Here is a 26,184-nt window from a genome sequence, read left to right as displayed (position 1 = left end):
CTCGGCGACGGCTTCGACTGCTGACTGCGTCACGGGTGGTCACGACCGATCCTTGAGCTGGAATGGTAAGGGTTACTCCTCGCGGCCGAAGTGGCTCACGAAGTTGCGGATGACCTGGCCGGCCACGTGCTCCTGCGAGCTGCGGGCCTCCGCCAGGATGTTGTCCACCAGTCCTGGGTCCCCGTAGCCGGCGTCGGAGTAGACCGAGACGCGCTGGGCGAAGCGCTCGGCGTCGAGCTCCGGATTGAACTGGGTGCCGTAGACGGCCTTACCGACCCGGATCATCTGCACCGGGCAGTCCGCAGAGCTGGCCAGCAGGGTGGCGTGCTCGGGCACCTCCACTGCGCCCTCGTGGTGGCCGACGAAGGCGCTGAAGGTCTGCGGCATCCCCGCCAGCAGCGGGTCCTGGCGGCCCGCAGCGGTCAGGTAGACGTCAGTAGTGCCGAGCTGCTCGCCGAACTCGCGGGAAGTGGCGGTGCCCAGGTAGCCGGCGAGCACCTCCAGGCCGAAGCCGGTGGCGAGCACGGGCACCCCCTCCCTCAGGGACACGGCCAGCAGCTCCCGCACCTGCTCCTCCACGCGCAGCTGGGTGCGCGTCTTGGCGGCCTCGGGGGTGGAGATGTCGTAGGGGCTGCCGCCGATGAAGACGCCGGAAACGTCCTCGGCTGAGAAAGAGCCGGAGTAGTCGACCTCCTCCAGGAGGATGTGCTGGAGGTATTCCGGCTGGAGGCCGCCCTGGGCGAGGAAGGAGTCGTATTCGCTCTGCGCGGCTTCAAGCTCGGGACGCGTCGAGACCATGATGAAGGGCTTCACGCGATTACCATACGGGTTTTCTTGCTCGTGGAGCGCGCCGCGCACGGGTGGGGCGGCCCACCCGGCGATGAGGGCGTACCGGCTCACCGGCGCCAGGCGGCGTGGGGTCAGCTCATCTGGGTGATCAGCCACCACAGCCATAGCCAGCCGGCGGTGGTGGCTGCGCCGACGACGATTGCGAACCACGCCTGTCCGTGCCCGGTGTCGTAGCTGTCGCGTATGCGGCGCAGCGCAAAAATACCCAGGCCGAGGGCGAGTAGGCCCACGCCGGGGATGGGACTGAGGACGGCGCATACGAGGGCGGCGACCGCGGCAGGCTCGGTGCGCTGCCGGGGCGCCTGGTAGCCGGGGCCGGCGAAGATCTCCCGCGGATTGAGTTTCTCGGTTCCCGGGAAGACGAAGTCGGCTGGGACGATCCGGGCGGGGTCGACGACATCGGGTTGCTCGGGGCTCATGACTTCATCGTGCCACGGATCGACCGGTCTGGGACTGCACGCGGATCAGCCCGCCAGGTGGGGTCGGGGAGCGAAGCGTCAATCGTCTGTGCCGACGGTGTTCTCGGTGCCTGCCCCGCTGCCCGCCTCGGCCGCCTCCGTGGAGGTGGTGGCGGTGACGCAGCCGGTGGGGGCGGAGACCACCTCCCCGGTCTTGAGCTGGCCGATCTCCTCCACGGAGAGGATGCCGGTGGAGTACTGCTCGCCCAGCACCACGGACACAGTGGGGTCGTCCGCGTCCTGTGTCTCATCAATCTGCACGACTACGGAGCCGGTGAAAGCGCGCGCGAGGGTGTAGGCATTGGTCAGGCCGCTCAGGGACGTGGTCAGCTGTACGTCGCCGCTGTAGTCTCCCTTGGGCCAGTCCGCCGTGTTGTTCACAGTCAGCCCGGCGTCTCCGAGGGTGTCAGCCACGCCGCCGGCCAGGCCCATGGTGTTGGTGCCGTTGTAGACGTTGACGGGGATTGAGGTGATCTCCACGGTGGTGGCGTCGGTGGGTGGGCAGGGCTGCACCAGGGGCGTGGTGTCCTCCTCCGCGGTTGAGAAGCCCGGATCGTAGATGGCAGGCAGTATGCCGCTCCAGACCATCAGGCCCACCACGGTCACTGCGGCCATGGCCGTCAGCACACCGCCGATCACGATTGTCTGCCGGCGCTTGAGGCGGCGCCGGTACTCGGCATAGGGATCAGCGGAAGTGCTCACGCCCTCAGGGTAGTGGACGGCTCGGGCTCGCGGGGCGTTGGCGGCGCAGCACCCTAGTGCGAACTTGTCCCTATACCGGTGCGCGATACGGGCTAGCCGCGGCCTGGTCCGCTGGTGGGCCAGTCAATGGCGGGCCAGTCAATGGTGGGCCTGTCAATGGTGGCGCGCCGCCACTGCTCCTGGGCGGCGCGAGTCGGCCTCCACCGCCCCTCCTCGGTCACGCGCCACCACCAGGGCTCCGGTATGGGTAGGACTGAGCCCTCGCTGACTGCTACACCGTGGAACATGATGCCGACGTCGATGGGCACCTGGGTGAACACGTCGCAGCGTTCCTCCCAGGGCACCAGGAACTGGTTGATGACGTACGGTGGCTCCCAGTCCCGTGGGAAGTCGACCCGGAATATGCGGGTGAGCTCGCGCGCGTCAGCAACCAGGCTCGGTCTCACGATCTCCAGGCTGGGGCGGAGGTCGGAGAAGTCCGTGAAGATGGCTACGGCGGCGTTGTCCGCGGTACGGGTGTAGGTGGCGGTGATGTCGCGGGCAAGCGCCAGGCTGACGACGTCCAGGACCTCAGGCACTTCCTGGGTGACTGCGGTGATAATGCGGGGCACTGCTGCTACTCCTTGAAGTCTGAGAAGTCCGAGTGGATGCGGGCTGACGTATATGGGGCGTATTGGGCGAGTCAGGTCTGCTGCGCGGCGGGGCCACGGTTGTTGGGCGTGCTGCCCTCCACCCCGAGGGCGCGCCTGACGTTCCCGGCGTCGCCGTCCAGGGTGTGCACCAGGTTCAGCAGCGGGCCCCAGTCGGCGTCGAAGTTGGATTCAAGGGGCACCAGCAGGCCGCGGCGGCGGCCGTAGCCGGTGGTCTGGCCGCCGTGGGCGGCGGCCACTCGCGCGGCGTCGACGCCGAGTTGTCGCATACCCGGGGCGCCGATGAGCACGGCTAGGGGCGTGGGCGGGCGCCTCACGGTCACTGGCAGGGAGGTATCGGCGCGGGCGTAGGTGCGCATGGCGAGCGCGAACTGCGGCTTAGCCTGCTCGGCCACTGCCCGGAACAGTGCGATGGCCCGGTCGCGGAATGCGGTGGGCGGCGTGGCCCCGGCAAGGTTCAGCTCCACGTACTCCTCCAGGCCGTTGTTGGTGCGAGAGGCAGTGAGGGTGCCAGTAAGGGTGCCGTTGTAGCCGTGGCCGGCCAGCACCAGGTGGACGGTGGGCATGTGCGCGCGGCAGAAGCCTGTTAGCGCGTCGCGGTCCCAGAATGCGCCGGCAGGCTCGTAGCCGCCCCAGGAGAGCTCGGCGTCGGGTAGCAGCTGCTCGGTGACCAGTTCCACGACGCCGCCTAGCCGGGTGCTGCGACGGGTGGGGTGATAGGCGGAGATTGACACGGTGAGGATGGGGCGGACGTCTCGCTGCACCATGTGCCGCGGGGATGCCGTCAGCTGCTGCTCCAGGACCTCGAGGGTCTGCCCGAGCTGCGGGATCAGGCGGCCGGAGCGCAGCTCGCGGTAGGTGGGGCCCTCCTGGACGAGCACGATGGTGCCGGTTGCGTCGGTGAGGCGGTCGAAGGCGGGAGTGACGGTGCTGTTCTCGGGGACTACCAGGATGGTGCGCTGGGAGCTTCCGGCGGTGCGGTGCAGCAGGTCTGCCAGCGGCTCGGTCAGGGCGACGACGGGGCCGGGGAGCCTGGTTACCCTGGCGCGGTTGCCGATCTGGGCGTCGAGCATAGGGTGCGTCATCTTGAAGGTGGGCTGCTCGGCCCGGGGTCCGCCGGGCAGGGCGAATGTTCCATGAGGCATGGGTGGGCGTGGCTCCTTCCGGGGACGGGCGAAGAGGGATGGCGGTGGATGTCGCGGCGCGCCGCACCGGACTGAGTTCGCATGGGTTGTGCGCACCGACTCGCGGCTGACGTTACTCTTGCGTGACTGCTGACGGAGTGCAGTGCTACGCGACGTAGCCGCCCCGACGGCCCCGCGGTCCCGATTCGGTACTTGTATCGGGCTGTATTACACCTGCAATTGATTCCTTCCTGTAGGCTGTTCTGGGTGGTATCAGCGGCATGGACATCGCATTCACGCAGGGTGAGCAGGAGATGGTGGATACCACCCGTGCTGCCGAGGGCTCGGTGAGCTTCGACTCCGCGCGCTTCGGATCTGCTCGCTGAGTCGGCTTGGAACGACCTGCCGGTAGGCGTCGGAGAGGCCGACGTTGATCAAGAAGACTTCCACGATTGAGTAAGTTGTGTCCTCAAGGAGGGGATGAGTATGGCCAACCAGATTGACAAGCGCTCCTACGACGTCGGCGCCTCACAGGAGGTGCAGGCGAACTTTGAGCGGGTCGCCTCGCGGCTCGAGAGCCTGATCAACCAGCGTGACAGCGACGTCAAGACCGCCATGGCCCAGTACCAGGCCGATGGCGTCTCGGATGAGTACCAGGCCAAGGAGCTGCGCTGGAAGAATGCAGCGGGCGAGGTGCGGGGGATCATTGCCACGCTGCGGCAGTCGATGCAGACCACGGATGAGGGCGCTCAGTCCACGCTGCAGCGCGCCCGCCAGGCCGTGGATGAGATCGGCTGACGGCGGTGTCGGCCTGGGACATCGATCCTGACGGCGTGGCGCAGGTGCTGTCTGATGAGCAGGCGCTGGTGGACTCCACCCCGGGTCAGGAGGGCGATTTCACCACCTCCCTGAACGGCGTCAGCGATGAGTTGGGAAACGTGGTCACGCCGTGCGCCGAGGCCAGCGGCATGGGTACGGACTCCAATGGGGAGGAACTCATGCAGTCAGCGCTCGTGGCTAAAGCGGTCATCGATTGGATCGATACGCACAAGCCGGACTTCGAGTCCGTCACCACGACGATCAGTAACGTGTTGAACAACACCGTTAAGGCGGTCGACGCCTACCAGCAGCACGATGAGGCGTCCGCGCTGGAGTTCCAGCGCCAGGCCCATTGATATCCCCCGACGTAGTGAGTTGACCCTATGGCTACCCCCTTTGATGAGACGAAGATCCCCGCTGTGGACTTCGACGTCGACTCGCTGAGCACTGCGGCGACGAACCTGAAGACGAAGGCAGGTGACCTGCGTACCTCCGGCTCGGACATCAAGACCAAGTGGGCGGGCATCCAGAACGTGTACAAGGCACCCGAGCAGGAGACCTTGTATGCCGCCATGGATCCGGTGGCGACGGACACCGACACGCTGGCCTCCGCCCTGGAGAGCATGGCCGGGTATCTGTCCACCTTTGCGGAGTCGATGTCCGGCATCAAGTCGCGGGCACAGACCTTGAAAGCGGCTGCGCCGCCTTCAAGGCGAAGATCAAGGACAACCCGGAGTGGGACCGTGATCAGGACCTGGTAGATGAGAACAACGGGCTGGTCATCACTGCCAACGGCATCCAGGTGGACATGTGGGATGCTGAACGGACCTGCGCCAACAACATCCGCGCCCTGGACGGCCTGGAGGGCTATCACGCCAACCCCACGGGTGACGACGACGAGCTCGGCTACGGCTACTCGGAGATTCCCGATGACGCCGAGGGCCAGGCTTGGGGCAGCCCGGTGGACCGGCAGGACGCCTGCCCGAAGAAGGCTGCGGTGTCCACCAAGCGTTTCCTGTGGGACGGGCTTGTGTGTGAGGGCCTGGGCGGCATGGTCAACGGCGTGCTGAATCTGGGCGGGGCTGAGTTCGAGGGCAGTGACGGCTTCACCCACGACGGCGAGCGTTTTGCCGCCACATGGCGGGGCATGAGCATGCTGCTCGGCTTCACCTGGAATGAGGACGGCAGTTATGCGGGCTGGCATCCCTCGCCTACGGCAACGGGCGCTTGGAAGGAGACTGCAAAAGGCTTCGTCTGCTGGGACGTGTGGGAGGATGACCCGGCCCGCGCGGCGGGCGGATTAGTGTTCAATGTCCTCTCCCTCGCACTTCCAGGTGTAGGCATCGCCACCAAGGTCACCTCCGGCGCCTCGAAGGCAGGTAGGGCCGCGCGCTGGGCTGCTGTGGTGGGCAAGGTGCTGAACTACTTGGACCCGCTTGGCATAGTGGTGGACATTACGTTGGGCAAGGGCTTCAAGGTTGTTCTGGGCAAAGTTGATCTGGACTTTACTGATCTTGACCTGCCTGGCCGCAGGGGTAGGGCGGACGGCGCCACCGACGCCAGTGTCGACGTCGACGCTCGCACCGATCTGCCTGACATGGGTGTAGATGTTGACGGTGGAGTGCGGAGCTCACGTACCCACGGTGAGAGTAATCAGACTCCGGATCTGGACGGGATTGATCTGGGCCGCAGCGACGTGGATGCGCCCGGCACGCGGCGTACCCCGGACATGGACGCCGCTCCTGATGCGCCCGATGCTCCGCATGCACGCGGTGGTGATGGGGGCGACGTGCCGGAGGGCGGCCGTAGGCCGGATGCCGATGCGACGCCCGACGGTGGCAGGGGTCCTGATGGGGATGTGAGTCCGGACGGGCGCACCCCCGATGCGGATGCGCCTGATGGGGTGCGTCGGACGCATAACGGTGATGCGGCTTCTGATGGCGGCCGCACGCCGGACGGGGATGGGGTCGCGTCGGATGGGGAGCGCTCGCCGGAGGTCAAGGACTCGCCCGACACCGAGCAGCGCACGCCAGACTATGACCCGGATAAGGATGCGTTCAACCGGGAGCATCGTCCCAGCACGGAGCAGACGGTAAAGGTTGATGCCGACAGTCCGCTGGTGCCTAAGCCGACTAAGCCCTTTGGCAAGGGTGTGGACTTGGAGCCGAACACCTGCTACGAGGTAGAGGGACGCGGAAAGTACTACACCAACGACGCCGGTGAGATTGTGCATGTGGAGGCGGACTCCGCTGTGCAGCGGCAGACGTGGTTGGGTAGGACTTCCACGACGATGAATCCGGATTTGAGGGATCCTCTGCCGAATGCGACGTATACGGTGGATGGGAAGTTCCACTATACGACTGATGATTGGGGTCGTACGGTGCGTCTTCAGGTGGATCGTCTGGATGTGGTTGATGCTGATGCGACATATGAGTCGAAGGCGGTGCAGCGGCGGATAGGCCATTATGGTGATGGTCTGGGTGGTGGCTTCCCGGGTGGTCACCTTGGTGGTAAGCGGTTCGGTGCGCCGCCGGAGGACATTAACGTGGTGCCGATGAAAGAGTCGGTGAACGGTAATCATCCGGGTAGCTTCTATGAGTTGGAGCAGAGGATCGCTGACAGCCCGGGCAACTACCGGAACATCGACATTACTATCGAGTACGACGGGCCGCCTGCCAACGCCGGCTCAGTGACCAGGCTGAGCGATGTGAATCCCGATGATAGGGTTCCGACGCAATGGACAGTGGCTTCGCAGGACGCCAATGGATTGGCGAGAACTCCGCAAACGTTTGAGAATCGGTAAGTAACGAGGAAGGGATAGAGTGCTGTGCCGCGTGGGTCGAAGTCGGTAGAGGCGATCTTTAATGAGACTGAAGAGTCTATAAGGAGTTGGATTCTCCAAGAGGGTGCTAGCCGCATCGAAATAACGATCAACAGGATCGGGCTGTATGGTCAGTTTGATCCGCAGCTGACCATTGATGGTGTAACGAGCAGGGTTATACCGCCGTACGGCACGAAACTGCCTTTTAGTGAGCTTCGTCGTGCGCAGGTTGTTCCTGGTCGGGGTGCGTGGACGTGGTGTCGGTTGTGGATGGATGCGTCTGATGGGGTGTTGCATCAGGAGTGTGATTGGATGCGTGAGCCGGTGTTCGAGGATTCGAGTGCTGGCGTGGGTGAGTATGCGATTGAGCTGGATCGGTATCCGCGTGATCCTGAGTTTGTTCCTGAGTGGTTGGCTGAGCGTGCTGCTGAGTATGAGAAGCGTAAGGAGCGTAATGCTCGTCGGCGTGAGGCGCGTCGTCGTAAGCGTGAGCAGGAGCGCGGCGAGTGAGCTGAAGCGGCGGCGGAATCCTGGTGTGTCCAAATCCATGACAAACACGCTTGGGGACGTTGACTTCCTGGGAGGAAACGTTGGAATCATGCGGACGCCGGATTGGCTTCGGTGGGTGTAGACGGTGTTTGTCATAGATTGTGACTGGCTCCAGGCGCACACGCCTCCACGGCCACCCGCCCTCGGACGGTAAGTCTCGTTGGAGGTGACGGGGGCCAACGCGAACGCGGACCCGATTTGGTGTCCGGATTCGGGACAAGCGGCGGTGCCGGCCTCGGCCGGCGGCAGCAGAACCGCGTGATTTCAACTACTTCTGCGCAGGGGCCAGGTGGCAGGTGTCTAGGTGTGCCGGAGTCGTTTGTCCGGGTCCCGGACACAAGCTCGCCCCGGAGCGGCTGGAACGCAGCTTGGAAATCGTTTCGGACGATCGTGACGCATGTGACCCCGCTCTGGGATGCGGTGCGTCTTCGTTCGCGGTAGTGTCGTTTTGGTAAACGCCGTTGCCAGTTTGACCCGAGCAGAGTAGAGGCAGGAACTCATGACCGAGTGGTCCTTCGAAGCACAGATGCAGGCCGTCGAGGCGCTGTCTGACGCCTGCGCACGCTGGATGCGCTCCGCCCACGTGGAGGAGATGTCCATCGAGGTCCAGGCCGTGGGCACCCGCGCCGGCGTGCGCAGCCGTGCGCTGCGCTCCTCCGGGCTAATGCGCCGCGGCGGCTGGGAGGACAACATCGTGCCACGGGAGGTCGTCGAGCCCGCCGTCAAGGTGCGCATCGCCATGGCCCGGCCCGGCGGCGGAGCCTGGACCAGGGGCGTGTTCACCATGAACAAGCAGGACTACCAGCTGATCTCCGACTTCGACTACGACCACGAACCCGTCCTCAACCCGCCCTACACCCCCGAGGATGTCGCCCAAGAGCTTCAGCTCTTCCCCCGCGACCCCAAAGCGACCCCGGACTGGATGAAGCAGAACCGGTGAGCAGCCCCTACCCTGACTATCCCGTCTCGCCACAGTTTCCCCAGCAGCGGGCCTCGGTGCCGCCCACACAGGCTCAGCCCGTACCCGGCGGCCCATACCCGGCATTTCAGGTGCCGTACCCGGTCCCGCCCGGGACACCGCAGCAGGTGCCGCCCCCGCCCTATGGCGGGCCGCACTACCCGCGGGCGCGGCCCCGGCCGACAGCCTCAATCGCTTGGTTCATGGGGCTATTCGTATTCGGCTTCTATCCCGGCGTCGGAGCGATCATAACGTCGGTCATTATGATCGCCGTTGGCTTGAACTGCCGTAAGGATCCCGAACCTGTACGGACGAATGGCACGGCCGCCGCGAGCTGGGGAATCAACTATCTACTGGCTACCATCGTGTTCCTCGGTAGCTTCCTTGTGTACTTGTTCGCCTTCATGCCTGATGACGGTTCAGACGACTTCCTACCGTGGGGGCTGCCGGTTCTGGCCTGGCTGCTCATCTCCCTGATCCACGTGATCATCTGCATCGCCTTCGGCGTCCGGGCGAGCCGCGGCAAGGTCGTGCCGTTCCGCGGCATCCCCTTCATCAAGTAGCCGGGCACCCCGGCCTCGGGTCGGCATGAAGCTCACTCGCCGGTCGGCGTGAAGTCGCCGACCTGAACCAGGCGCGGCTTGCGTCCCCGACGCACCCACCAGCCGCGCCCGGGCCGCAGATGCTCCGCCCGCACACCGCCGATAAGCGCCCCCTCGCCGCGGTCACCGTCCATGATCAGGCCGGTCGCCCCGGTGTCCCGCAGCGCCTGCAGCAGCTGGTCGTACAAGGCCCGCGAGGCCCCGGCCACCGGCCGGGCCAGCACCACATTCAGGCGCAGATCCCGCGCCGAGGACAAGAACGGGATGAGCGGCCCCAGCGGCCCGTTGCCGCCTGAGGACAGGATGTCATAGTCGTCCACCACCAGCACGATCCGCGGCCCTTCCACCGCCTCACCCGCCGCCAGGGCATCGGAGCGGCGCTGCAGCTCCTGCGCGATCGACGCCGACAGCCCGCCGGCCAGCGCCGTCGACGTCGCGTGCCCACCCAGGAACGCCTCCGGGCAGGCCCCGGCCGTCGTCCGCCGCACGTCATAGACGCCCACCACCAGCTCATCGGGCGTGTGCCGCTCAACCAGCGACTCGATCACGCCGCGCAACACAGTACTCTTGCCGCAGCCCGGATCGCCCAGCACCAGTAGATGCGGGTCACGCCCTCCAAGGTCCAAATTGATCGGCGTCATCGTGTCCTGGAACAGTCCCAGCGGCAGTAGCTCCGGTTCCTGCTCACCGTCGGGCAAGTCCGCCGGGTCAATACTCTCCGGCAGCATGCGCACGGGTGCCGGCAGCGGCCCCGACCACGCATCGCCGATCTGCTCCGCCAGCGCCTGCAGGGCCGCACCGACGCCGTCCGACAGGTCGGCATCCTCAACCACCGGCAGCGCCACCTGGGCGAACAGCCTGTCCGTGCGCAGCACCCGCCCCGGCGTATCCGCCCGCAGCGTGGCCGAGAGCTTGCGCGCCACCAGCGAATCCGCCGGATCGTTCAGCCGCAGCTCCAGGCGGGTGCCCACCAGCGACTGCTGCGACATACGCAGGTCATTGCCGCGCGACAGCGTCATCACCGCATGCACCCCCAAACCACCGCCACGCCGCAGCACCTCATCCAGCGGGTCCTCCAGCTCCGGGAAGTCCGAACGCAGCAGGCCCAGACCGTCCACCAGCAGCACCACGTCCGCGCTGGCCAGCTCGGGCAACTCGCCCGCGGCGTGCCGGGCGCGCAGCACCTCCAGGGAGTCGATGTGACGTGCGGCCAGAACCCGCTCGCGCTGGTCCAGCATCGCCACCACCTCCTCCAGTACGCGGCGCATGCGCTCCCGGTCCCCGCGCGTGGCCACGCCGCCCACATTCGGCAGCGCCGCCAGCCGCGACAACCCGCCGCCGGTGGCATCCACCCCGTAGAAGGCGAGCCGATCCGGGGCATGGGTCAGTGCTGCCGCCGTGGCCAGCGTCCACAGGAACGTGGTGCGGCCGCTCTGCGGCGCCCCAACCACGGCCACGTGCCCGCCGCCCACAGTCAGGTCCGCCAGCCACGGCTGCTGGCGCTGGCGGGCGGGATCATCCACCAGCCCCACCGGCACCCTGGGCCCGGGACCGGCAGGGGCGGGCACCCGCAGCCCGACGGCGTCGCGCCGCAAAGGTCCGCCAAGCACGCTCGTCAGCGGCAGACGGGCAGGCAGCGGCTGCAGCCATACCGGCGCCATGGGCTCAGCGGCCCGGCTCAGCTGAGCCACCACGGCATCCACCACCGTCTGCCGTGTGGTGTGCTCCTCCGGGACGACGGCCTGCGCCGCCGTCGGCTCCTCGCCCTCCAGGCCGTTGTACACCGGCAGCAGCAGCGGCACCTGCTCCTCACGGTCGGCAGGGACGGGCTCGGCCTCCACCTCCTCCACCGGGCCGGAGACGTAGCCGGCCCGGAAGCGCGTGAACACGCTAGTGTCCACCTTCAAGTACCCGTACCCGGGGGAGGCGGGCAGGTGGAATGCATCCGGCACCCCAATCACCGTGGAGGACTCCCCCTCGGTGAAGGTACGTAGGCAGATCCGGTAGGACAGGTAGGTGTCCAGACCCCGCAGCTTGCCGCCCTCAATACGCTGGCTTGACAGCAGCAGATGCACGCCTATGGACCGGCCGATGCGCCCAATCGTCAGCAGCAGGTCCACGAAGTCAGGATTCGCCGTCAGCAGCTCCCCGAACTCGTCGATGATGACGAACAGGTGCGGCATGGGCGCCATCTCCGGATGCTCCTCGCGCAGCCGCCGATAGTGGGCGATATCGGGGGAGGAGCCGGCATCCCGCAGCTGCTTCTGCCGACGCACCACCTCCCCGGCGATCGAGGCGCGCGCCCGCTCGATGAGCCCGGCGTCGTCGGCCAGGTTATCCATCAGCCCCACCACGTGCGGCAGGGAGGCGAAGGGCGCGAAGGCGGCGCCACCCTTGTAGTCAACCAGGATCATCGACAGGTCCTCCGGGCCGTGGCCGACGGCGAGCGCAGTCACCAGGGTGCGCAGCAGCTCGGACTTGCCAGAACCGGTCGCGCCCACGCACAGCCCGTGCGGCCCGACCCCCAGCTGGGCGGACTCCTTCAGGTCCAGCAGCACCAGTTCATGGTTGTCATCGGTGCCCAGCGGCACCCGCAGGAAGTCACGGGCCGAGCGGGGCCGCCAGGCCGCGGGCACATCAATGCGCCTGGGATCGTCCACTCCCAGCAGGTCAGCCAGCGAGGTGGCGGAGGTGTCTTCCACTTCCCGCTCGGCGGCCGCCCCCAGCGACAGCGGCGCCAGCGCCCGGCACACGCCCTCAGCGGCCGCCGGGCCCAACTCGTCGGGGGTCACCACGGTGGGCGGGATCGGGGCGGCGTCATTATCGATCCTGCCTGAGGCGTCAGTGACCGGCCGCAGGTCCTCCACCAGCACCGTGCCGTCCTCACGCACCGTCAGCCGCAGCGACGGGTCGGAGGGCTCATCCAGACGGTCGGTGACCAGGTGAAGGACGGTCGCCCCCACGTCCTGCGCCCGCAGGGAGGCGTCGGGGATCGCCAGGGACTGGGCCGGCCCCTCGGCGTCGACGACGGCGAGCAGCCGGGTCCGACGCCGCTGCGCGCCGCCCGTCCCGATCCGCGCCACCTGCGCAGCGGCCTTCGCGGCGGCGGCGATCTCGGGCCGCAGCACCCGCTCCAGGTCCTGCTGGTCCGCCCCCACTCGACGCATCGCCACCGGACCGTCGAAGGCACCATGAATGCGCAGGTGGGGGAGCCGGGCCACGCCCTCCCACGCCCGCGCCACGGACTTGTCATAGGCGAGCGCGATATGCAGGTCCTCCGGGGCGTGATGCACCGCCGCCTGCACCAGCAGGGTGCGGGCCAGGGCGCGGGTGACCTCCCGGGGACCGATCAGTGACACCTCGCCGGCCGCGTCAAGATCAACGGTGGCGGGCATCGCGTACTGCACCGCGTAGCTGTCCACCAAGGTCTGCGCCTCCCGCACCAGCAGGGGATCAGCCTGCGCCACGGCGTCGGAGCGGGGCATCGCTGCGAGCGGATGAGGCACGTCGGCGGTACCCAGCCGCAGCCGCAGGAAGTCACTATCGGTGCGACGTCGCTCCCAGCGCCGGTCGGGGGAGATCGCCCAGGAGGCCAGCGCCTGCGGGGCGGGGTGGGCCTGGTAGGCGTGCTTGCGCAGCTGACCGGCGGCGGCCTCCAGGCCGCCCGCGGCGTCCGCGAGCGAGTCGAGGTAGCGCTCGCGGCGCTCACGGCGTTGACGGGCCTGCCCGTTACGGCGGGACAAGGTGGCAGCCAGCATGCCGATCACGGTCACGAGCATCACCACCGAGCCGAGGATCGCGAAGATCAGGTTGGACCGCAGCAGCGTCATCATCAGCATGGATGAGCCGGCCCCGGCCAGGGGCAGCATCATCTGGAACGGGAACCCCTGACCCGCACCGGTATCGGACAGCTGCGGGGGCGCGGGCAGCACCATCGGCTCGGGCAGCTCCAGCGGGCGGCGTAGGCGCCCGGGGCGGTGGACGGTGCGGATCATGCCTCACCTCCCGCAGCGGTTCGTGCAGTGCCTTGCGCAGACCGGGCAGCCGCATCCACTGCGCGCGCGGCCAGTGAGGAGAAGGCGAAGCCGGTAGGACGCCGCAGAGGAGTGGGACCGGGACGCCCCAGCGCGGTGTCATACGGGACTAGCACCTCGTCGGGGTGCAGACGTGGGATGAGCGGGTGCCCGGGGGAGGTGGCGACTACTGCGTGCAGCACGACGGGAGACCGGCGCTCCAGGCCGGGGGCAGCGGGGGCCGTGCCGGGTAGACCGTCAGCGGCGCCGGCCTCAGTGCTCATCACACCGGCCGGGCGGTTGGGCAGGACCTCGTTGAGCACCTTGTTGAGCCTCCCTACGAGTATGCGGCTGCGCTCGACCTCGCGGCGCCGTGCCGGGGACACCAGCACAATCGCGTGGTGAAGCTGGGCAATCTCCGCCAGCTCGGCGGGGGACAGGAGACCGAACTCGGTCAGGCAGGTATCGAAGAAGTGCCCCAGCTCGCGCCGTGCCCTATGCCACGCCTGTAGCGGTGCCATGTCCGCCGACGTGACCCGCAGGCAGGAAGTCAGGCCATCCGGCCCGCAGCCAGCCGCGCCGCGTAGCACCGGCCCGCTCTCCGCTGGAGGCACCGCGGCGGGCACAGGATCCGCCAGGGGCCAGGAGCGGGAGAAGGGCAGCTGGTCGGCGGCGGAGGCAGGGCCTGGCGACGCGGACAGCAGCAGTGCCGGCGCCCGCCTGGCGCGGGTCAGCGCCCCGGTCAGCTGCAGGGCCACGGTGGTGGCCCCACATGCAGGCACCAACGGCACCACGACAATACGGCAGGTCAGCGGCAGCGGCTGCGTCAGGTCCCGATGTGTCTGCGCAGCGGCGCGGCGCCACGCAGGCGCCCCGGTCAGCACCAGGGCGCACAGGTCAAGTGGGCGGCGCAGGCGGTCCATACGGGCGGCGTCTGCGCGGCGCGTCAGTGAGCTCCGCAACTCCGGCGCAGTCATGAGAACAGCCCCAGGAGGTGGGTGAAGAGCCCGTCGAGGCCGCAAAGCAGCGGCACCGTGGCGATGGTGGCCGCCGCCTCCAGCACGTCACCCAGGCGGCGCAGGCGCACGCGGGTCTGATCGGCGCTCTGGTAGAGGGCGGCTGCCGCCAGCACCAGGACGACGACGCCCAGCAGCACGCCACGCTGCGGCCACGGCAGCGGGGAGGCCAGTATCAGCGGCGCCGGCAGACAGGCCAGCCACAGCGCAATGACCTCTGCCCGCAGCGGGAAGGCGCGTGAGCGCAGCGCCGCGGCAACCACCACGGCCACGGCCAGCCAGTGAGCCCACGGATCCTCCTGCCGCGCCAGGCTCGCCGTCGCCCATGCCAGCGCGGCTGCTGCCACCAGGCAGGAGACCAGCAGCGAGTCGTGGGCGGCGGACAGGCTGCGCCGGGCACGATCGCGTGGTGGCAGCACCCCGGTCAAGGCCGTGTCATCCAGCCGGGCCGCACCGGAGACCAGCAGCGCGACCCACGGCAGGCAGCCTGCCAGTACCAGCGCGAGCACCGCCAGGACGCCGTGGGCCAGCTTCGTGGTGGGGCTCAGGGCGGCCACAAGCATCCAGACGCCCTCGGCGCCGAGCCCGACGGCGGCCCCCGCGATCCAACCGGGGCGGTCGAGCGCCAGTCCCAGGGCGGCCGTCACCAACAGGACCAGGGCCAGGGCTGCGAGCACCCCGGATTCGGTTCCGATCCTCGCCAGGGTGAGGCTCTGCGCCGCCAGCAGCCCCAGCAGCAGGCAGGCGCCCAGGACGTCGGCGCCCGACGGGCCGGCACCGCCGCGCCGGAGCACGACTACGGCGGAGAGCAAAAGCAGGCTCACAAGCGCCACCCAGGTGTGCGCCGTCGGCGTGAGTGCTTGGAGCTCGGGCCAGGTGGCGAGCGCGGTTAGAACGCCGATGAGGATGCCGACCCCGAGCGGACGGTCCGTGCGCCGCCACCTACCGGGATGCGCCTCGGTGAGATCTGCCATGGCCTCGCTCAGGTCGGACACGCGCGCGGGTGGCGGAATCTCGTCGTCGGCCACAACGCGCAAGACCTCGCCGTCGAGCACTTCCTGGGCGGCCAGGTCCAGCTCGGGGTCCACCAGGCGGCCGTCGGCGCGCACAAGGCGCAGCGCCAGCGGGGTGCCGGAGTGGCTGGACTGGTCGCCCAGGAGGGACAACAGCGTCGGCATCTGAGTGCCGACCGGCTCGGTGGAGGGCACAACCAGCTCGGCCCGCGACCGGTCTGCCACAAGGGTAATGCGGGTGTAGGGGATCATTGCTCTGCTTCCTGGGATGCCTGTGCCGCTGCATCCGTCGGCTGGGGAGGCGCGGGCGCCACGGTGGCGCTGTCCGTGGGGGTACTTGTGCTTCCGCCCGGGGTACTGCGGATCGAGTCCAGGTGCGTGGAGACGTAGGCGTAGCCCACGCAGCCACTGCACGCAAGGGCAGCGACCACGAGTGACGCGATCAGCCGGGGCGCCTGAGCCCGGCTCCTCCCCGGCGTGCGGCCACGTTCCAGGGCGTCGCGCAGGCGCGCATGGTGCACGCGCGCGGAGTCGAGGACCGCCTGCTCGTTCTCACGCGGCATGGGCGTTGTCCACCTGACTGGGTCGGCTGGGCGGCGTCACCGCGCCGCATGCGGTTGGGGCTGGTGCCGGGTTCATCCGACCATCCTTGAGGGGGTTTCGGAGTCGGGGTCCGTGAAGCCCAGGTCTTGCCGGGCGCGCGCACGCTCCCGCTCCCTCTCCTTGGCCCTGAGCGCCTTACGGGTGACGCGGGGTGGGGCGGGTGCCTGCGGCAGGGGCTCGGTGACCGGTTGCTGAGCGGGCTCGGGAGGCGGTGGGGGTGGAGGTGCCGGCTGCGGTGGCACAGCGGGCGGCAGCGGCATGGATGTCGGCTGGGTTGCTTGCGCCGGCACTGCGCGCAGCGCAGGCGGTGTCTTGGCGGGTGAAGGTGCGGTCGTGGCTGGCTCGGCCGGCGTCGGCGTGATCATGGGAGATGCCGGGGGAGCTGCGATCCGCTGCGGCTCGGCGGGAGGCTGCGGGGGCGCAGACGCCGCACTCGCCTCCAGGGCTCGGGCGGCCGACGCGTCAAGGTCGTCCAGGGTCCCGCGCGACGGATCCGGGCCCTGCCGGACGTCCAGCACAGCGGCGCCGGCCGCTGCGCCTAGGCGCGCAAGTGGCAGCAGGGAACGCGCCGTCCCGGTGGGGAGCCCGGCGTCGGCGTCGACGGTGCGCAGTCCCAGCAGGCGGCCGCCGACAGCTCTGCCGTACAGGCAGTGGCTCACGAGCTGTGCCAGGAGCAGGCCGAGCGCCCCCAGTACGAGCGCAAGCCTGAGCAGTGCCGACCCCGGCACAACTAGGCCGACAGCCAGGGGTAGCAGCACGATGGCAAGGTCAATCGCAATACTCTCCGCAACCACCTGCCGCGGTGCCGGTCGGCAGCCGACAGGGAGTGGCGGCATTGCCGCGTATGGAGTCTGTGAGGCCTGTGAGGTCAAGTTCTACCTCCTTCACCCGGGTCAGGGCTGTTTCGGGTGACGCGGGGGCCGCCACCGAATGACAATCGCGTTTCGATTACGAGTATGGCACGGATGTGCTCATAGTCGTATGTGGGGTTGCATGCATTGCCGACGGCGAGCGCGCCGCAGGGTGACGGGGTAGTGGAGAACTCAGGCTGCGGCCAGCGCCATATCGCCGGGGCGGATCCAGCCGCGGGCGCGCATGAACTCGCTGATGGCCAGGGTGAGCACCGCCGGGGCCACGAACTGGAACAGCACGATCGTGGCCAGCAGCTGTCCTGTGGGCATGGCGCTGCTCATGGTCTGCCAGGTCATGATCTGACCGACCAGCCCGGCCGAGCCCATCCCCGAGCCGACGGCGTTGGACTCCATGTGCAGCACGGCGGTGGCCACCGGCCCGAGCAGCGCCGACGCCAGCGTGGGCGGCACCCAGATAAGTGGTCGGCGCAGGATGTTCGGCATCTGCAGCATGGAGGTGCCCAGGCCCTGCGCCAGCAGCCCGGACCAGCGGTTCTCCCGGAAAGAGGCGACGGCGAAGCCCACCATCTGGGTGGCGCAGCCGATCGTCGCTGCCCCGGCGGCGATGCCGGACAGTCCCAGGATCACGCCGAGGGCCGCCGAGGAGATCGGCAGGGTCAGCACCATCCCCATGATGACGGCGACGATCACGCCCATCAGCAGCGGCTGCCGCTCGGTGCCCCAGTTGACCAGCTGCCCCAGCGCCGTCATGGCGGAGGAGATGGGCGGGCCTACCAGCAGCCCGACGCCGCCGCCCACGACGACGGTGGTCAACGGCGTCACCAGGATGTCCACCGGCGTCCTGCCGGAGACCAGGCGGCCGACCTCGATGGCCACGCACGCCGCCACGAATGCGCCCAGTGGCTCACCCGGGCCGCGCAGCAGCAGGGCGGTGCCGACGTCGTCGGTCAGGATGGCGCTGCCGGCCAGCAGGCCGGACGCCTGGGCGCCGACCTGCCCGACGGCGGCCGCGGAGATGGTGACGAAGGCGTCGGCCCCCAGGCGGCGGGCCGTGCCCAGGCCGATGCCGGCGCCGGTGATTGAGGAGGCCACTCGCCCCATCAGCACGATGAGGCCGCCGACCGTCCCGGGGATGAAGGCCCCGATCTGGGTGAGGATCGTGCCGATGATCAGGGTGGCGAACAGGCCGTGCGCCATGCCGGTCAGGCCCTCGATGAAGAAGCGGTTGCCGAAGGCGCGCAGCCAGTCCAGCGGGCCGTGCCCCTCGGCGGCGGCAGCTGAGGAGGGGGCCGTGGCGGCCTTGCCCGTGGCGGTGTTGTTGCTGGTGGCGGCGGACTTGCTGGCGGGGATGGGCTTGGAGGATGCGGACATGGGGCCTCCCCTGGATGGCAGGACGGCGTGGGAGCGCGCGCCCGCGCTAGGTGTCAAGACACTCAAAGGATAGCCGAGAGCCGTCAGGTGTCATGACACAAGTTGCGTGAGCCGCCTCTCCCGCGCGCGTGGCTAGGGCGTGCGGCCGGGCCAGCGGGGCGGAAAAGTGTCCGAAAACGGCACAAACGTCCCGGGGCTACCGTGTCTTACCTCGTGAAACCGCACGATCTCAACGAATCGCCGCCGTCGAACAAGGGGGCGCCGACGCGTTTATGCCGGATTCGGACATTCGCCCTGCGGAGTCAGCCGGGGGATCAGCGCAGAATGCCGAGTTCGCTCAGGCGCGACTCGATGGTGTCCAGCTGTGCCTCGGTGTCGGCCTCGATGGTGTGCGCGTGCCAGCCGTTGGTCAGCTCGGACAGGGTGGAGGACTCGGCCATGCGCTCGAGGAAGAGATCCAGCTCGGCGTGGTTGTGTATGAGCAGGTCCACAGTGATCTGGCCGTACAGGCGGTGCTCGATGATCGTGTCCAGCGCGGTGCCGCCGGCGTCGATGATCGCGGCCAGCTCGGCGGCCACCTGGTCGCGTCCGTGCTGGACGTGGAAGACGCGGCGCGGGCGGGAGCTGGGGCGAGCCAGGACGTAGCCGCGGTTGGTGGCGCGGATGGCGTGGCCGGCGGCGCGCAGCAGGGCGACGTCGCCGACGACGATCTGCCGGGAGACGCCCAGTTGCTCGCCCAGCCAGGCTGCGGCCAGCGGGTTGGTGGCGTCCTTGAGGCGGGCCAGGATCGCCTGCCGGCGCTCGGTTGCGTCCATGGTCGTCTCGCGGTCCTCTCCTTGGTGGGCTCGCTGCCGTGCGGTCGGCCTGTGTGAGGCGGCTCATGGGAACGTAGCACGGTTGAGGGGAAGTTGTGGGGGAGACGGAATGGACTGGGGTGATGAGCGGCGTCGGTGCGGCGGGCAGGCAGTTGCGACACGCCGGGCGCGGGTGCGGGCCGCGAGGTATTTTCCCCGGCCAGTCCCCAGGCTGGGGACTGAGGGCGCGGTGTGACGCAGGGGTGCCTGTGGGTAACTCGGGGCTAAGGGGGCGAATTCGTGTCAGACCCCCGCGAGACCATGAACTAGCCGATCCGGCGTCGCGTTGCCGTCGTGGCGCCGGGGGCGGCGGGCGGGGCGGCTGTGCCCGCTCCACAACCGCATCCACAGCGTCAGGCGCGCTGTCCACAGCTCCGGAGGGTCTATGCACAACAACACGTCAGACACATCATCTTGGGGTGGTGGCGCTCCTCGACCCCCAGGGGTAGTGTTTTGAGCAGCAGGGGGCGCTTGCCCTCCCGAGAACTACATGGGTGTGATTACAACCGGGTAGGTTCCCGTCCGCTGGGGCCGCCGGAGTGCACGCGCACCCGAACCATCAACCAACCGCTCCAACTACTCGCTGCCAGGAAGTGACCGACATGGCCATCACCGTCTACTCCAAGCCCAACTGCGTCCAGTGCTCCGCGACCTACCGCGCCCTGGACAAGGCCGGCCTGTCCTACGAGACGGTTGACATCACTCTCGACGCCGAGGCCCTGGAGCAGGTCCGCTCCCTCGGCTACGCGCAGGCTCCCGTGGTCATGGCTGGCGGCGAGCACTGGTCTGGCTTCCGCCCGGACAAGATCAAGGCCCTGGCCGCCGCCGTCGAGGCCGCCGCCATCTGAGTGGGGCCAGGCGTTCGTGAGTGACCGCCCCCTGCTCGTCTACTTCTCCTCTACCTCGGAGAACACCAGTCGCTTTGTTGAGCGGCTCGGCTACCCCAGCGCACGCATTCCGCTGCGCCCGGGGGATGAGCCGCTGAGCGTTGACGAGGACTACATCCTCGTCGTCCCCACCTACGGTGGTGGCGCCATCAAGGGCGCCGTGCCCAAGCAGGTCATCAAGTTCCTCAACGACCCGCACAACCGGTCGCTGTGCCGCGGCGTCATCGCCTCGGGCAACACCAACTTCGGCGAGGCCTACGGCATCGCCGGCGACATCATCGCCAGCAAGCTCAACGTCCCCTTCCTCTACCGGTACGAGCTGCTCGGCACCCCTACCGACGTCGAACGCGTCAAAGAAGGATTGGACAAGTTTTGGCAGAAACGCTGACGGCCCCGGCGAGCACCGCACCGAAGACCACGGTCTCCCCGGACCTCGACTACCACGCCCTGAACGCCAAGCTGAACCTGTACGACGCGAACGGCATGATCCAGTTCGACGCCGACCGTGAGGCCACGCGCCAGTACTTCCTCCAACACGTCAATGACAACACCGTCACCTTCCCGTCGCTTGAGGAGAAGCTGGACTACCTGGTGCGGGAGGGCTACTACGAGCAGCAGGTGCTGGACCGCTACAGCCCCGAGTTCGTCAAGGCCGCCTTCAAGGCCGCCTACGCCTACGACTACCGCTTCGAGACCTTCCTGGGCGCCTTCAAGTACTACACCTCCTACACGCTGAAGACCTTCGACGGCAAGCGCTACCTGGAGCGCTTCGAGGACCGCGTCACCATGGTCGCCCTGGCGCTGGGTGACGGCGATGAGTCGCTGGCGCTGGACCTGATCGGCGAGATAATGTCGGGCCGCTTCCAGCCGGCCACCCCCACCTTCCTCAACGAGGGCAAGGCCCAGCGCGGCGAGCCCGTCTCCTGCTTCCTGGTGCGCATCGAGGACAACATGGAGTCGATCTCCCGCGGCATCAACTCCGCCCTGCAGCTGTCCAAGCGGGGCGGCGGCGTGGCTCTGTTGCTGAGCAACCTGCGGGAGATGGGCGCGCCCATCAAGCGCATCGAGAACCAGTCCAGCGGCGTCATCCCGGTGATGAAGCTGCTGGAGGACTCCTTCTCCTACGCCAACCAGCTGGGTGCGCGCCAGGGCGCCGGCGCCGTCTACCTGCACGCCCACCACCCGGACATCCTGCGGTTCCTGGACACCAAGCGGGAGAACGCGGATGAGAAGATCCGTATCAAGACCCTCTCGCTCGGCGTCGTCATCCCGGACATCACCTTCGAGCTGGCCCGCGCGAACGAGGACATGTACCTGTTCAGCCCCTACGACGTCGAGCGCGTCTACGGGATGCCCTTCGCGGACATCAACGTCACCGAGAAGTACCGCGAGCTGGTGGCCGACGAGCGCATCCGCAAGGACAAGATCAACGCCCGCCAGTTCTTCCAGACGCTGGCCGAGATCCAGTTCGAGTCCGGCTACCCCTACGTCATGTTCGAGGACACGGTCAACCGGGCCAACCCGATCAAGGGCAAGGTGGTCATGTCCAACCTGTGCTCGGAGATCCTGCAGGTGTCCGAGCCCAGCGTGCTCAATGAGGACCTGTCCTACGCGCACGTCGGCAAGGACATCTCCTGCAACCTGGGCTCCCTGAACATCGCCAAGACCATGGACTCCCCGGACTTCGCCCGCACCATCCGCACGGCCGTGCGCGGGCTGACCGCGGTCTCCGACCAGACGGAGCTGGAGTCCGTGCCGTCGATCAACCGCGGCAACCGCGAGTCCCACGCGATCGGCCTGGGGCAGATGAACCTGCACGGCTTCCTGGCGCGCGAGCGCATCCACTACGGGTCGGAGGAGGGGCTGGACTTCACCAACGTCTACTTCGCCTCCGTGCTGTTCGCGGCGCTGACCGCCTCGCATGAGCTGGCCGTGGAGCGGGGAGAGACCTTCGTCGGATTCGAGGACTCCAAGTACGCCTCCGGCGAGTTCTTCGACAAGTACCTGACCCAGGACTTCGTCCCGGTCACCGAGCGGGTTCGGGAGGTCTTCGCCGCGTCGTCGGTGCACGTGCCCACGCGCGCGGACTGGGCGGAGCTGGCGGAGAAGATCAAGCGGGACGGCATCTACAACCGCAACCTCCAGGCGGTGCCGCCCACGGGGTCGATCTCCTACATCAACCACTCCACCTCCTCGATCCACCCGATCGTCGCCAAGATCGAGATCCGCAAGGAGGGCAAGATCGGGCGCGTCTACTACCCGGCGCCCTACATGACCAATGACAACCTCGAGTTCTACGAGGACGCCTACGAGATCGGGCCCGAGAAGATCATCGACACCTACGCCGCCGCCACCCAGCACGTGGACCAGGGGCTGAGCCTGACGCTGTTCTTCCCGGACACCGCCACCACCCGCGACGTCAACCGGGCGCAGATCTACGCCTGGCGCAAGGGCATCAAGTCGCTGTACTACATCCGCCTGCGCCAGGCCGCGCTCACCGGCACCGAGGTGGAGGGCTGCGTCTCCTGCATGCTGTAAGGCTGTGCCCGAATGAGGCCGTTGAGTTGAGAGCGCTCCGGTGGTGGCGATTCGGACGTGAAGGCGGCTATCGGGCGAATCCGGTACGCGAAACCCGGCTCGCCCACCGTCCGGAAGGCTGCCGGGCTCACTTCGCAGGACTACTGCCCTGAGCGGTGCGTGGCTTACTTCGTCAGCGCCAACCGGCGCAGATGCCAGTTTCGTGGCGGGGCTACTCGTCGGCACCGAGGTGGAGGGCTGCGTCTCCTGCATGCCGTGACGCGCGAGTCGCTAGGCGCTCACATGACCGGGAGAGGTGTCAGTGGCCTAAGCCGGGTGTGTTAACTACGCCGGTTCGCGGTCTGCTACGCCGGTTCACCGTTTACTACGTCGGTTCACCGTTTGCTACGCCACTTAGCCGTTTGCTGAAGGCCTCTGAGGTATTCAGCAGGCCGTTAACTAGCGTTGTTAACGGCGAAGTGGCGTAGTAAAGGCGCGGCGGGGTGGTGGGTGCTCGCGGTCGTTTGCGGCGGTAGTGTCGGTGCGGCGGGGCCGCCTGGAGGTGGCGAGAGCGGTGTTTGCGAGTGTTGCGTGTGATGCAGTTGGGGCGTATGGGGTTGGTGTGGCGCCTGCCGGGAGGTTACAATTCGGTCTACGGTACAAAGATAGGTACGTTTGACCCCGACTTTTCTGCATGACTTCGTTGAAAGTTGGTGGCTGGAGGGGGTCTGAGGGGTGTCGGTGGCGCTTGGCTTGTTTTCAACGAAAGGTGGTAGTTTTGGCTTGGTGCCAGTCGGTTCCGTGGGGTGCTTGCGGAGCCGGTGGCGATCTCGGGCCTGGAAGTGGCGGTATGGCGCGGTTTCCAGGGGTAGGGGTCAGGAAGCACCTCGCACCTCAAGGTGCATTAAGACTTAACATTCTACTCCCCTTTCTGGAGTAGGCCCCGTCAGGAAGCACCTCGCACCTCAAGGTGCATTAAGACTCAAGGGCGGCCTCGTAATCCCGCCCGTTCACCTTGACCGTCAGGAAGCACCTCGTACCTCCGGTCAAGTCTCTTGGTGTGGTGTAAATGTTCTAGGCGGTGATGGCCATGATGGGGTGGGTGGTTTCGGCTTGTTCGTGGAGGATCCGTGTGAGGTGGCGCAGGGAGGTCTCCGACAGGTAGCGGCGTTCGCCGTACTGCCATTCCTCGTGCTGCTCCTGTAGGACGGCACCGACCAGTCTGGTGACGGAGTCTCGGTCGGGGAAGACCTGGACCACATCCGCGCGGCGCTTGATCTCACGGTTGAGACGCTCAATGGGGTTGTTGGACCAGATCTTGGGCCAGTGCTCCCTGGGGAAGGCGGCGAACGCGGTCAGGTCCGGCTCGGCCTCGGCCAGCATGTCGGCTATCTCAGGGAACGAGGAACGCAGAGAGGCTGTGACCTGCTTGTAAGTGTCCTTCACGGCCTCGCCAGTGGTCTGAGCGAAGATCGTCGTAATCAGGGCGTTTACGGGCTTGGAGCGGGCCGAGCCGAGCTTGGAGGCCGATGTTGCGGGCGAAGTGCACTCGGCACCGCTGCCACGAGGCGCCCGGCAGGATCGCCTTGACCGCGTTCTTGATGCCCCAGTGGGCATCGCTGGTTACCAGCACCACCCCCTGTGGGTCCTCCTGGGTAGGCACTTTCAGCCCCCGCTCGCGCAAGGACCGCAGAAAAGCGGTCCAAAAGTCCGTGGTCTCCGCGTCCCCGACGCCCCGTGCCCAGGATCTCCCTCCTGCCCTGGGCCGAGACCCCGGTGGCCACTACCAGGGCCTGGGAGACGACCCGGTGGCCCAGCCTTACGTCCACGTAGGTGGCGTCAACGAACAGGTAGGGCAACCAGGTGTGATCCAACGGTCGGGACAGGAACTCGTGCACGCCCTCGTCTATGTCCTTGCAGACCCGCGAGACGGTCGCCCTGCCAGATCCCGGACTCGTTGCCCAGGGCCTTAACCAGGTCATCGACCTTCCGGGTGGACACACCCTCGATCCAGGCCTGGCAGATCACTGCGTACAGGGCCTTGTCCACCCGCTTACGCGGGGACAGCAGGGACGGGAAGAACGAGCCCTGCCTCAGTTTGGGGATGGCCAGGTCAACCTCCCCGGCGGTGGTCGCCAGCCTTCTGGGACGGGTGCCGTTACGACGGTTGGTGCGCCTCTCGGTGCGCTCGTACCTGTCGGCACCGATCACCGCGGAGGCTTCGGCGTCCACGAGGTCCTGCAGGCCGGCCTGAAGCAGCCGGCGGAAGACATCATTGTGGGCCAGGTCGGGGTCCGCAAGGACTTCCGCGATCAGTGTGGACACGGCAGACTTGTTCTCGGGCATCGTGGGTGAACCTTCCTGGTGAATCTTGGTCGAGAATCTGGGCTCCCACGATGCCCCCTACCACAGGGAACCCCTCGCGGGAATTGCCACCACACTACGAGACCCACCCGTACCTCCAGGTGCGTTAGGACTATTTGCGGGTGGCCGCTGTGGTGTGCGGTGTCAAAATTGATGACAAACGCCGCGCGCACCAGCGGACTTCGGTCCGAGCCTGGCATGGTTCCAACGATTCGTTCGTGGCTGCCGGCGTCGTTGGCGCCGTTTGTCATCGATCCGGACACCGCCGGCCGTTGCCCGGTGGATTTCCGTGGCGATGGCGGGCCACTGCGCTTCGTCAGGAAGCACCTCGCGCCCTTGCGGGCCTGTTGGTCTTGGGTCTGCGTCGTCGATGCTCACCAGTCGCTTTCGATGCCGGAGCCCAATGATGCGATGTGCTGCCCATGTGCTGACGACTGGCGAATGACGGGCCGACGTGCTTGAGAGCATGGGATGGACATCCAAGATGTGCATGGGCCCGACCCACGCAATACGAAATACGACCTTGGGGTACGTTTCACGACCACCCCGGGGTCGTGAAACGTACCCCAAGGTCGTAAAACGTCACGGAGGTCGTTGAAGCTGCCGCCTTGGTCGTGCGGTACACCGCGTGCGACTGCCAACTAGTCGCCCGAGCCTGCCGGACACGTCGGGCACTTCGCCAAGGCCCCGCACTACCTCCCCAGCCCTTACGACCCCGAACGACTCATTTGTCCGGATCTTCTGGTTCGTGGGGGAGTGGTGGTTCATCCGGTGGTGGCAGGTGCGCGTCCGGGTGAGTTGGCCTGCGGGGACCGGCGTTTGTGGCGTGCTGACAACGGCGCTTGTGGCGTGCGGGTGCAGACGGTTGGCCTTCGGGGCTGTGCTGGCGCGGTGGTTGGTAATGTTCCGAGGCAGGTCGGTCCGTCTGTTCCGGCCGACGGTTCGTACATTCTCGCGACGGTTCGTATGTTCTGGTCGACGATTCGTACCCTGTGGTGACGGTTCGTACGGTAGGGGTACTGTGCTGTCTCCACACTTCTGGGACGGTTGAGTCTCATGACTTCTGGGACGGTTGGGAGCGGGGTGAGCGGGGTGGCCTGCTGATGATTCTGTTGGGTGGTTTGGAAGCGTTGATGGTGGCC

22 protein-coding genes and 1 pseudogene are annotated in these 26,184 nt (G+C 67.5%); 10 read left to right on the top strand and 13 right to left on the bottom strand.

Features of this window, described 5'->3' with window-relative positions:
• Positions 1-72: 72 nt before the first annotated feature.
• From GZ997_RS06280 to GZ997_RS06260, 5 genes are all read right to left on the bottom strand, one after another.
• Positions 73-813: a glutamine amidotransferase gene (locus GZ997_RS06280; protein WP_161923299.1), complete on the bottom strand. Its 741-nt coding sequence runs from the start codon at positions 811-813 to the stop codon at positions 73-75.
• 107 nt (positions 814-920) lie between these two features.
• Positions 921-1,268, bottom strand: a complete 348-nt coding sequence (locus tag GZ997_RS06275) for a DUF4190 domain-containing protein (RefSeq protein WP_161923300.1) — start codon at positions 1,266-1,268, stop codon at positions 921-923.
• 78 nt (positions 1,269-1,346) lie between these two features.
• On the bottom strand, positions 1,347-2,009 hold the full coding sequence (locus tag GZ997_RS06270; RefSeq protein WP_162679273.1) for a LytR C-terminal domain-containing protein: 663 nt from the start codon (positions 2,007-2,009) through the stop codon (positions 1,347-1,349).
• A 92-nt stretch (positions 2,010-2,101) separates the two neighbouring features.
• Positions 2,102-2,620, bottom strand: coding sequence for a hypothetical protein (locus tag GZ997_RS06265; RefSeq protein WP_162679272.1), 519 nt, complete (start codon positions 2,618-2,620; stop codon positions 2,102-2,104).
• Positions 2,621-2,691: 71 nt separating this feature from the next.
• Complete coding sequence (locus GZ997_RS06260; RefSeq protein WP_162679271.1) at positions 2,692-3,804, bottom strand: DUF6177 family protein; 1,113 nt, start codon at positions 3,802-3,804, stop codon at positions 2,692-2,694.
• Between the two features lie 465 nt (positions 3,805-4,269).
• Between GZ997_RS06260 and GZ997_RS06255 the strand changes: the two genes are divergently transcribed.
• The 7 genes from GZ997_RS06255 to GZ997_RS06225 all read left to right on the top strand — a co-directional run bounded on the left by GZ997_RS06255 (position 4,270) and on the right by GZ997_RS06225 (position 9,493).
• A complete protein-coding gene (locus tag GZ997_RS06255) occupies positions 4,270-4,581 on the top strand; it encodes a pore-forming ESAT-6 family protein (RefSeq protein WP_108965449.1) in 312 nt (103 codons plus the stop codon).
• 5 nt (positions 4,582-4,586) lie between these two features.
• A complete protein-coding gene (locus GZ997_RS06250) occupies positions 4,587-4,958 on the top strand; it encodes a DUF6507 family protein (RefSeq protein WP_162679270.1) in 372 nt (123 codons plus the stop codon).
• A 27-nt stretch (positions 4,959-4,985) separates the two neighbouring features.
• Positions 4,986-5,363 (top strand): hypothetical protein, encoded by a 378-nt coding sequence (locus tag GZ997_RS06245; protein ID WP_162679269.1) that lies wholly within the window; start codon positions 4,986-4,988, stop codon positions 5,361-5,363.
• A 47-nt stretch (positions 5,364-5,410) separates the two neighbouring features.
• Positions 5,411-7,405 carry a DNA/RNA non-specific endonuclease gene (locus tag GZ997_RS06240; protein ID WP_238994313.1) on the top strand — a complete coding sequence of 665 codons (1,995 nt, stop codon included), beginning with the start codon at positions 5,411-5,413 and terminating at the stop codon, positions 7,403-7,405.
• 24 nt (positions 7,406-7,429) lie between these two features.
• Entirely contained in the window at positions 7,430-7,933 is a 504-nt protein-coding gene (locus GZ997_RS12720; protein ID WP_238994310.1) for a hypothetical protein, read from the top strand.
• 538 nt (positions 7,934-8,471) lie between these two features.
• Positions 8,472-8,912, top strand: a complete 441-nt coding sequence (locus GZ997_RS06230) for a hypothetical protein (RefSeq protein ID WP_238994309.1) — start codon at positions 8,472-8,474, stop codon at positions 8,910-8,912.
• A gap of 221 nt (positions 8,913-9,133) precedes the next feature.
• The gene (locus GZ997_RS06225) at positions 9,134-9,493 is read left to right on the top strand and encodes a DUF4870 domain-containing protein (RefSeq protein ID WP_162679267.1); all 360 of its coding nucleotides are present in this window, start codon (positions 9,134-9,136) and stop codon (positions 9,491-9,493) included.
• A gap of 32 nt (positions 9,494-9,525) precedes the next feature.
• On the opposite strand, the gene eccCa is transcribed toward GZ997_RS06225, so the two are convergent.
• From eccCa to GZ997_RS06190, 7 genes are all read right to left on the bottom strand, one after another.
• On the bottom strand, positions 9,526-13,527 hold the full coding sequence (gene eccCa, locus GZ997_RS06220; RefSeq protein WP_162679266.1) for a type VII secretion protein EccCa: 4,002 nt from the start codon (positions 13,525-13,527) through the stop codon (positions 9,526-9,528).
• Positions 13,524-14,522: a hypothetical protein gene (locus GZ997_RS06215; RefSeq protein ID WP_162679265.1), complete on the bottom strand. Its 999-nt coding sequence runs from the start codon at positions 14,520-14,522 to the stop codon at positions 13,524-13,526. Before GZ997_RS06215 ends, eccCa begins: the two co-directional genes overlap by 4 nt.
• Positions 14,519-15,826, bottom strand: a complete 1,308-nt coding sequence (locus tag GZ997_RS06210; RefSeq protein ID WP_162679264.1) for an EsaB/YukD family protein — start codon at positions 15,824-15,826, stop codon at positions 14,519-14,521. Before GZ997_RS06210 ends, GZ997_RS06215 begins: the two co-directional genes overlap by 4 nt.
• Positions 15,823-16,137, bottom strand: coding sequence for a hypothetical protein (locus tag GZ997_RS06205; RefSeq protein WP_161923313.1), 315 nt, complete (start codon positions 16,135-16,137; stop codon positions 15,823-15,825). The genes GZ997_RS06210 and GZ997_RS06205 overlap by 4 nt, the downstream gene beginning before the upstream one ends.
• 72 nt (positions 16,138-16,209) lie before the next feature.
• Positions 16,210-17,013, bottom strand: a complete 804-nt coding sequence (locus GZ997_RS06200; RefSeq protein ID WP_162679263.1) for a hypothetical protein — start codon at positions 17,011-17,013, stop codon at positions 16,210-16,212.
• A gap of 207 nt (positions 17,014-17,220) precedes the next feature.
• A complete protein-coding gene (locus GZ997_RS06195) occupies positions 17,221-18,420 on the bottom strand; it encodes a PTS sugar transporter subunit IIC (protein ID WP_162679262.1) in 1,200 nt (399 codons plus the stop codon).
• A 314-nt stretch (positions 18,421-18,734) separates the two neighbouring features.
• Positions 18,735-19,235, bottom strand: a complete 501-nt coding sequence (locus GZ997_RS06190; RefSeq protein ID WP_161923316.1) for a transcription repressor NadR — start codon at positions 19,233-19,235, stop codon at positions 18,735-18,737.
• Positions 19,236-19,876: 641 nt separating this feature from the next.
• Between GZ997_RS06190 and nrdH the strand changes: the two genes are divergently transcribed.
• The 3 genes from nrdH to nrdE are packed head-to-tail and all read left to right on the top strand — an operon-like array spanning position 19,877 to position 22,699.
• Positions 19,877-20,122, top strand: a complete 246-nt coding sequence (gene nrdH, locus GZ997_RS06185) for a glutaredoxin-like protein NrdH (protein WP_161925218.1) — start codon at positions 19,877-19,879, stop codon at positions 20,120-20,122.
• 16 nt (positions 20,123-20,138) lie between these two features.
• On the top strand, positions 20,139-20,549 hold the full coding sequence (gene nrdI, locus GZ997_RS06180) for a class Ib ribonucleoside-diphosphate reductase assembly flavoprotein NrdI (protein ID WP_162679261.1): 411 nt from the start codon (positions 20,139-20,141) through the stop codon (positions 20,547-20,549).
• Positions 20,534-22,699, top strand: a complete 2,166-nt coding sequence (nrdE, locus tag GZ997_RS06175) for a class 1b ribonucleoside-diphosphate reductase subunit alpha (RefSeq protein WP_162679260.1) — start codon at positions 20,534-20,536, stop codon at positions 22,697-22,699. The genes nrdI and nrdE overlap by 16 nt, the downstream gene beginning before the upstream one ends.
• 1,053 nt (positions 22,700-23,752) lie before the next feature.
• Here nrdE and GZ997_RS06170 read toward each other — a convergent pair.
• A pseudogene (locus tag GZ997_RS06170) lies at positions 23,753-25,024 on the bottom strand (IS256 family transposase).
• Positions 25,025-26,184 lie beyond the last annotated feature (1,160 nt).

Origin of the sequence: Actinomyces sp. 565 (assembly GCF_010365615.1) — a bacterium.
In the GTDB taxonomy this organism is placed as follows: domain Bacteria; phylum Actinomycetota; class Actinomycetes; order Actinomycetales; family Actinomycetaceae; genus Actinomyces.
This window is presented reverse-complemented; position numbering and strand designations above follow the sequence as displayed.

Coding starts and splice junctions, on each gene's coding strand:
- GZ997_RS06205 (WP_161923313.1), bottom strand. CDS start 16,137: ATGCCGCGTGAGAACGAGCAGGCGGTCCTCGACTCCGCGCGCGTGCAC.
- GZ997_RS06190 (WP_161923316.1), bottom strand. CDS start 19,235: ATGGACGCAACCGAGCGCCGGCAGGCGATCCTGGCCCGCCTCAAGGAC.
- GZ997_RS06260 (WP_162679271.1), bottom strand. CDS start 3,804: ATGCCTCATGGAACATTCGCCCTGCCCGGCGGACCCCGGGCCGAGCAG.
- nrdH (WP_161925218.1), top strand. CDS start 19,877: ATGGCCATCACCGTCTACTCCAAGCCCAACTGCGTCCAGTGCTCCGCG.
- GZ997_RS06195 (WP_162679262.1), bottom strand. CDS start 18,420: ATGTCCGCATCCTCCAAGCCCATCCCCGCCAGCAAGTCCGCCGCCACC.
- GZ997_RS06215 (WP_162679265.1), bottom strand. CDS start 14,522: ATGACTGCGCCGGAGTTGCGGAGCTCACTGACGCGCCGCGCAGACGCC.
- GZ997_RS06245 (WP_162679269.1), top strand. CDS start 4,986: ATGGCTACCCCCTTTGATGAGACGAAGATCCCCGCTGTGGACTTCGAC.
- GZ997_RS06225 (WP_162679267.1), top strand. CDS start 9,134: ATGGGGCTATTCGTATTCGGCTTCTATCCCGGCGTCGGAGCGATCATA.
- GZ997_RS06255 (WP_108965449.1), top strand. CDS start 4,270: ATGGCCAACCAGATTGACAAGCGCTCCTACGACGTCGGCGCCTCACAG.
- GZ997_RS06240 (WP_238994313.1), top strand. CDS start 5,411: ATGTGGGATGCTGAACGGACCTGCGCCAACAACATCCGCGCCCTGGAC.
- GZ997_RS06210 (WP_162679264.1), bottom strand. CDS start 15,826: ATGATCCCCTACACCCGCATTACCCTTGTGGCAGACCGGTCGCGGGCC.
- GZ997_RS06200 (WP_162679263.1), bottom strand. CDS start 17,013: ATGCCGCCACTCCCTGTCGGCTGCCGACCGGCACCGCGGCAGGTGGTT.
- GZ997_RS06275 (WP_161923300.1), bottom strand. CDS start 1,268: ATGAGCCCCGAGCAACCCGATGTCGTCGACCCCGCCCGGATCGTCCCA.
- eccCa (WP_162679266.1), bottom strand. CDS start 13,527: ATGATCCGCACCGTCCACCGCCCCGGGCGCCTACGCCGCCCGCTGGAG.
- GZ997_RS06230 (WP_238994309.1), top strand. CDS start 8,472: ATGACCGAGTGGTCCTTCGAAGCACAGATGCAGGCCGTCGAGGCGCTG.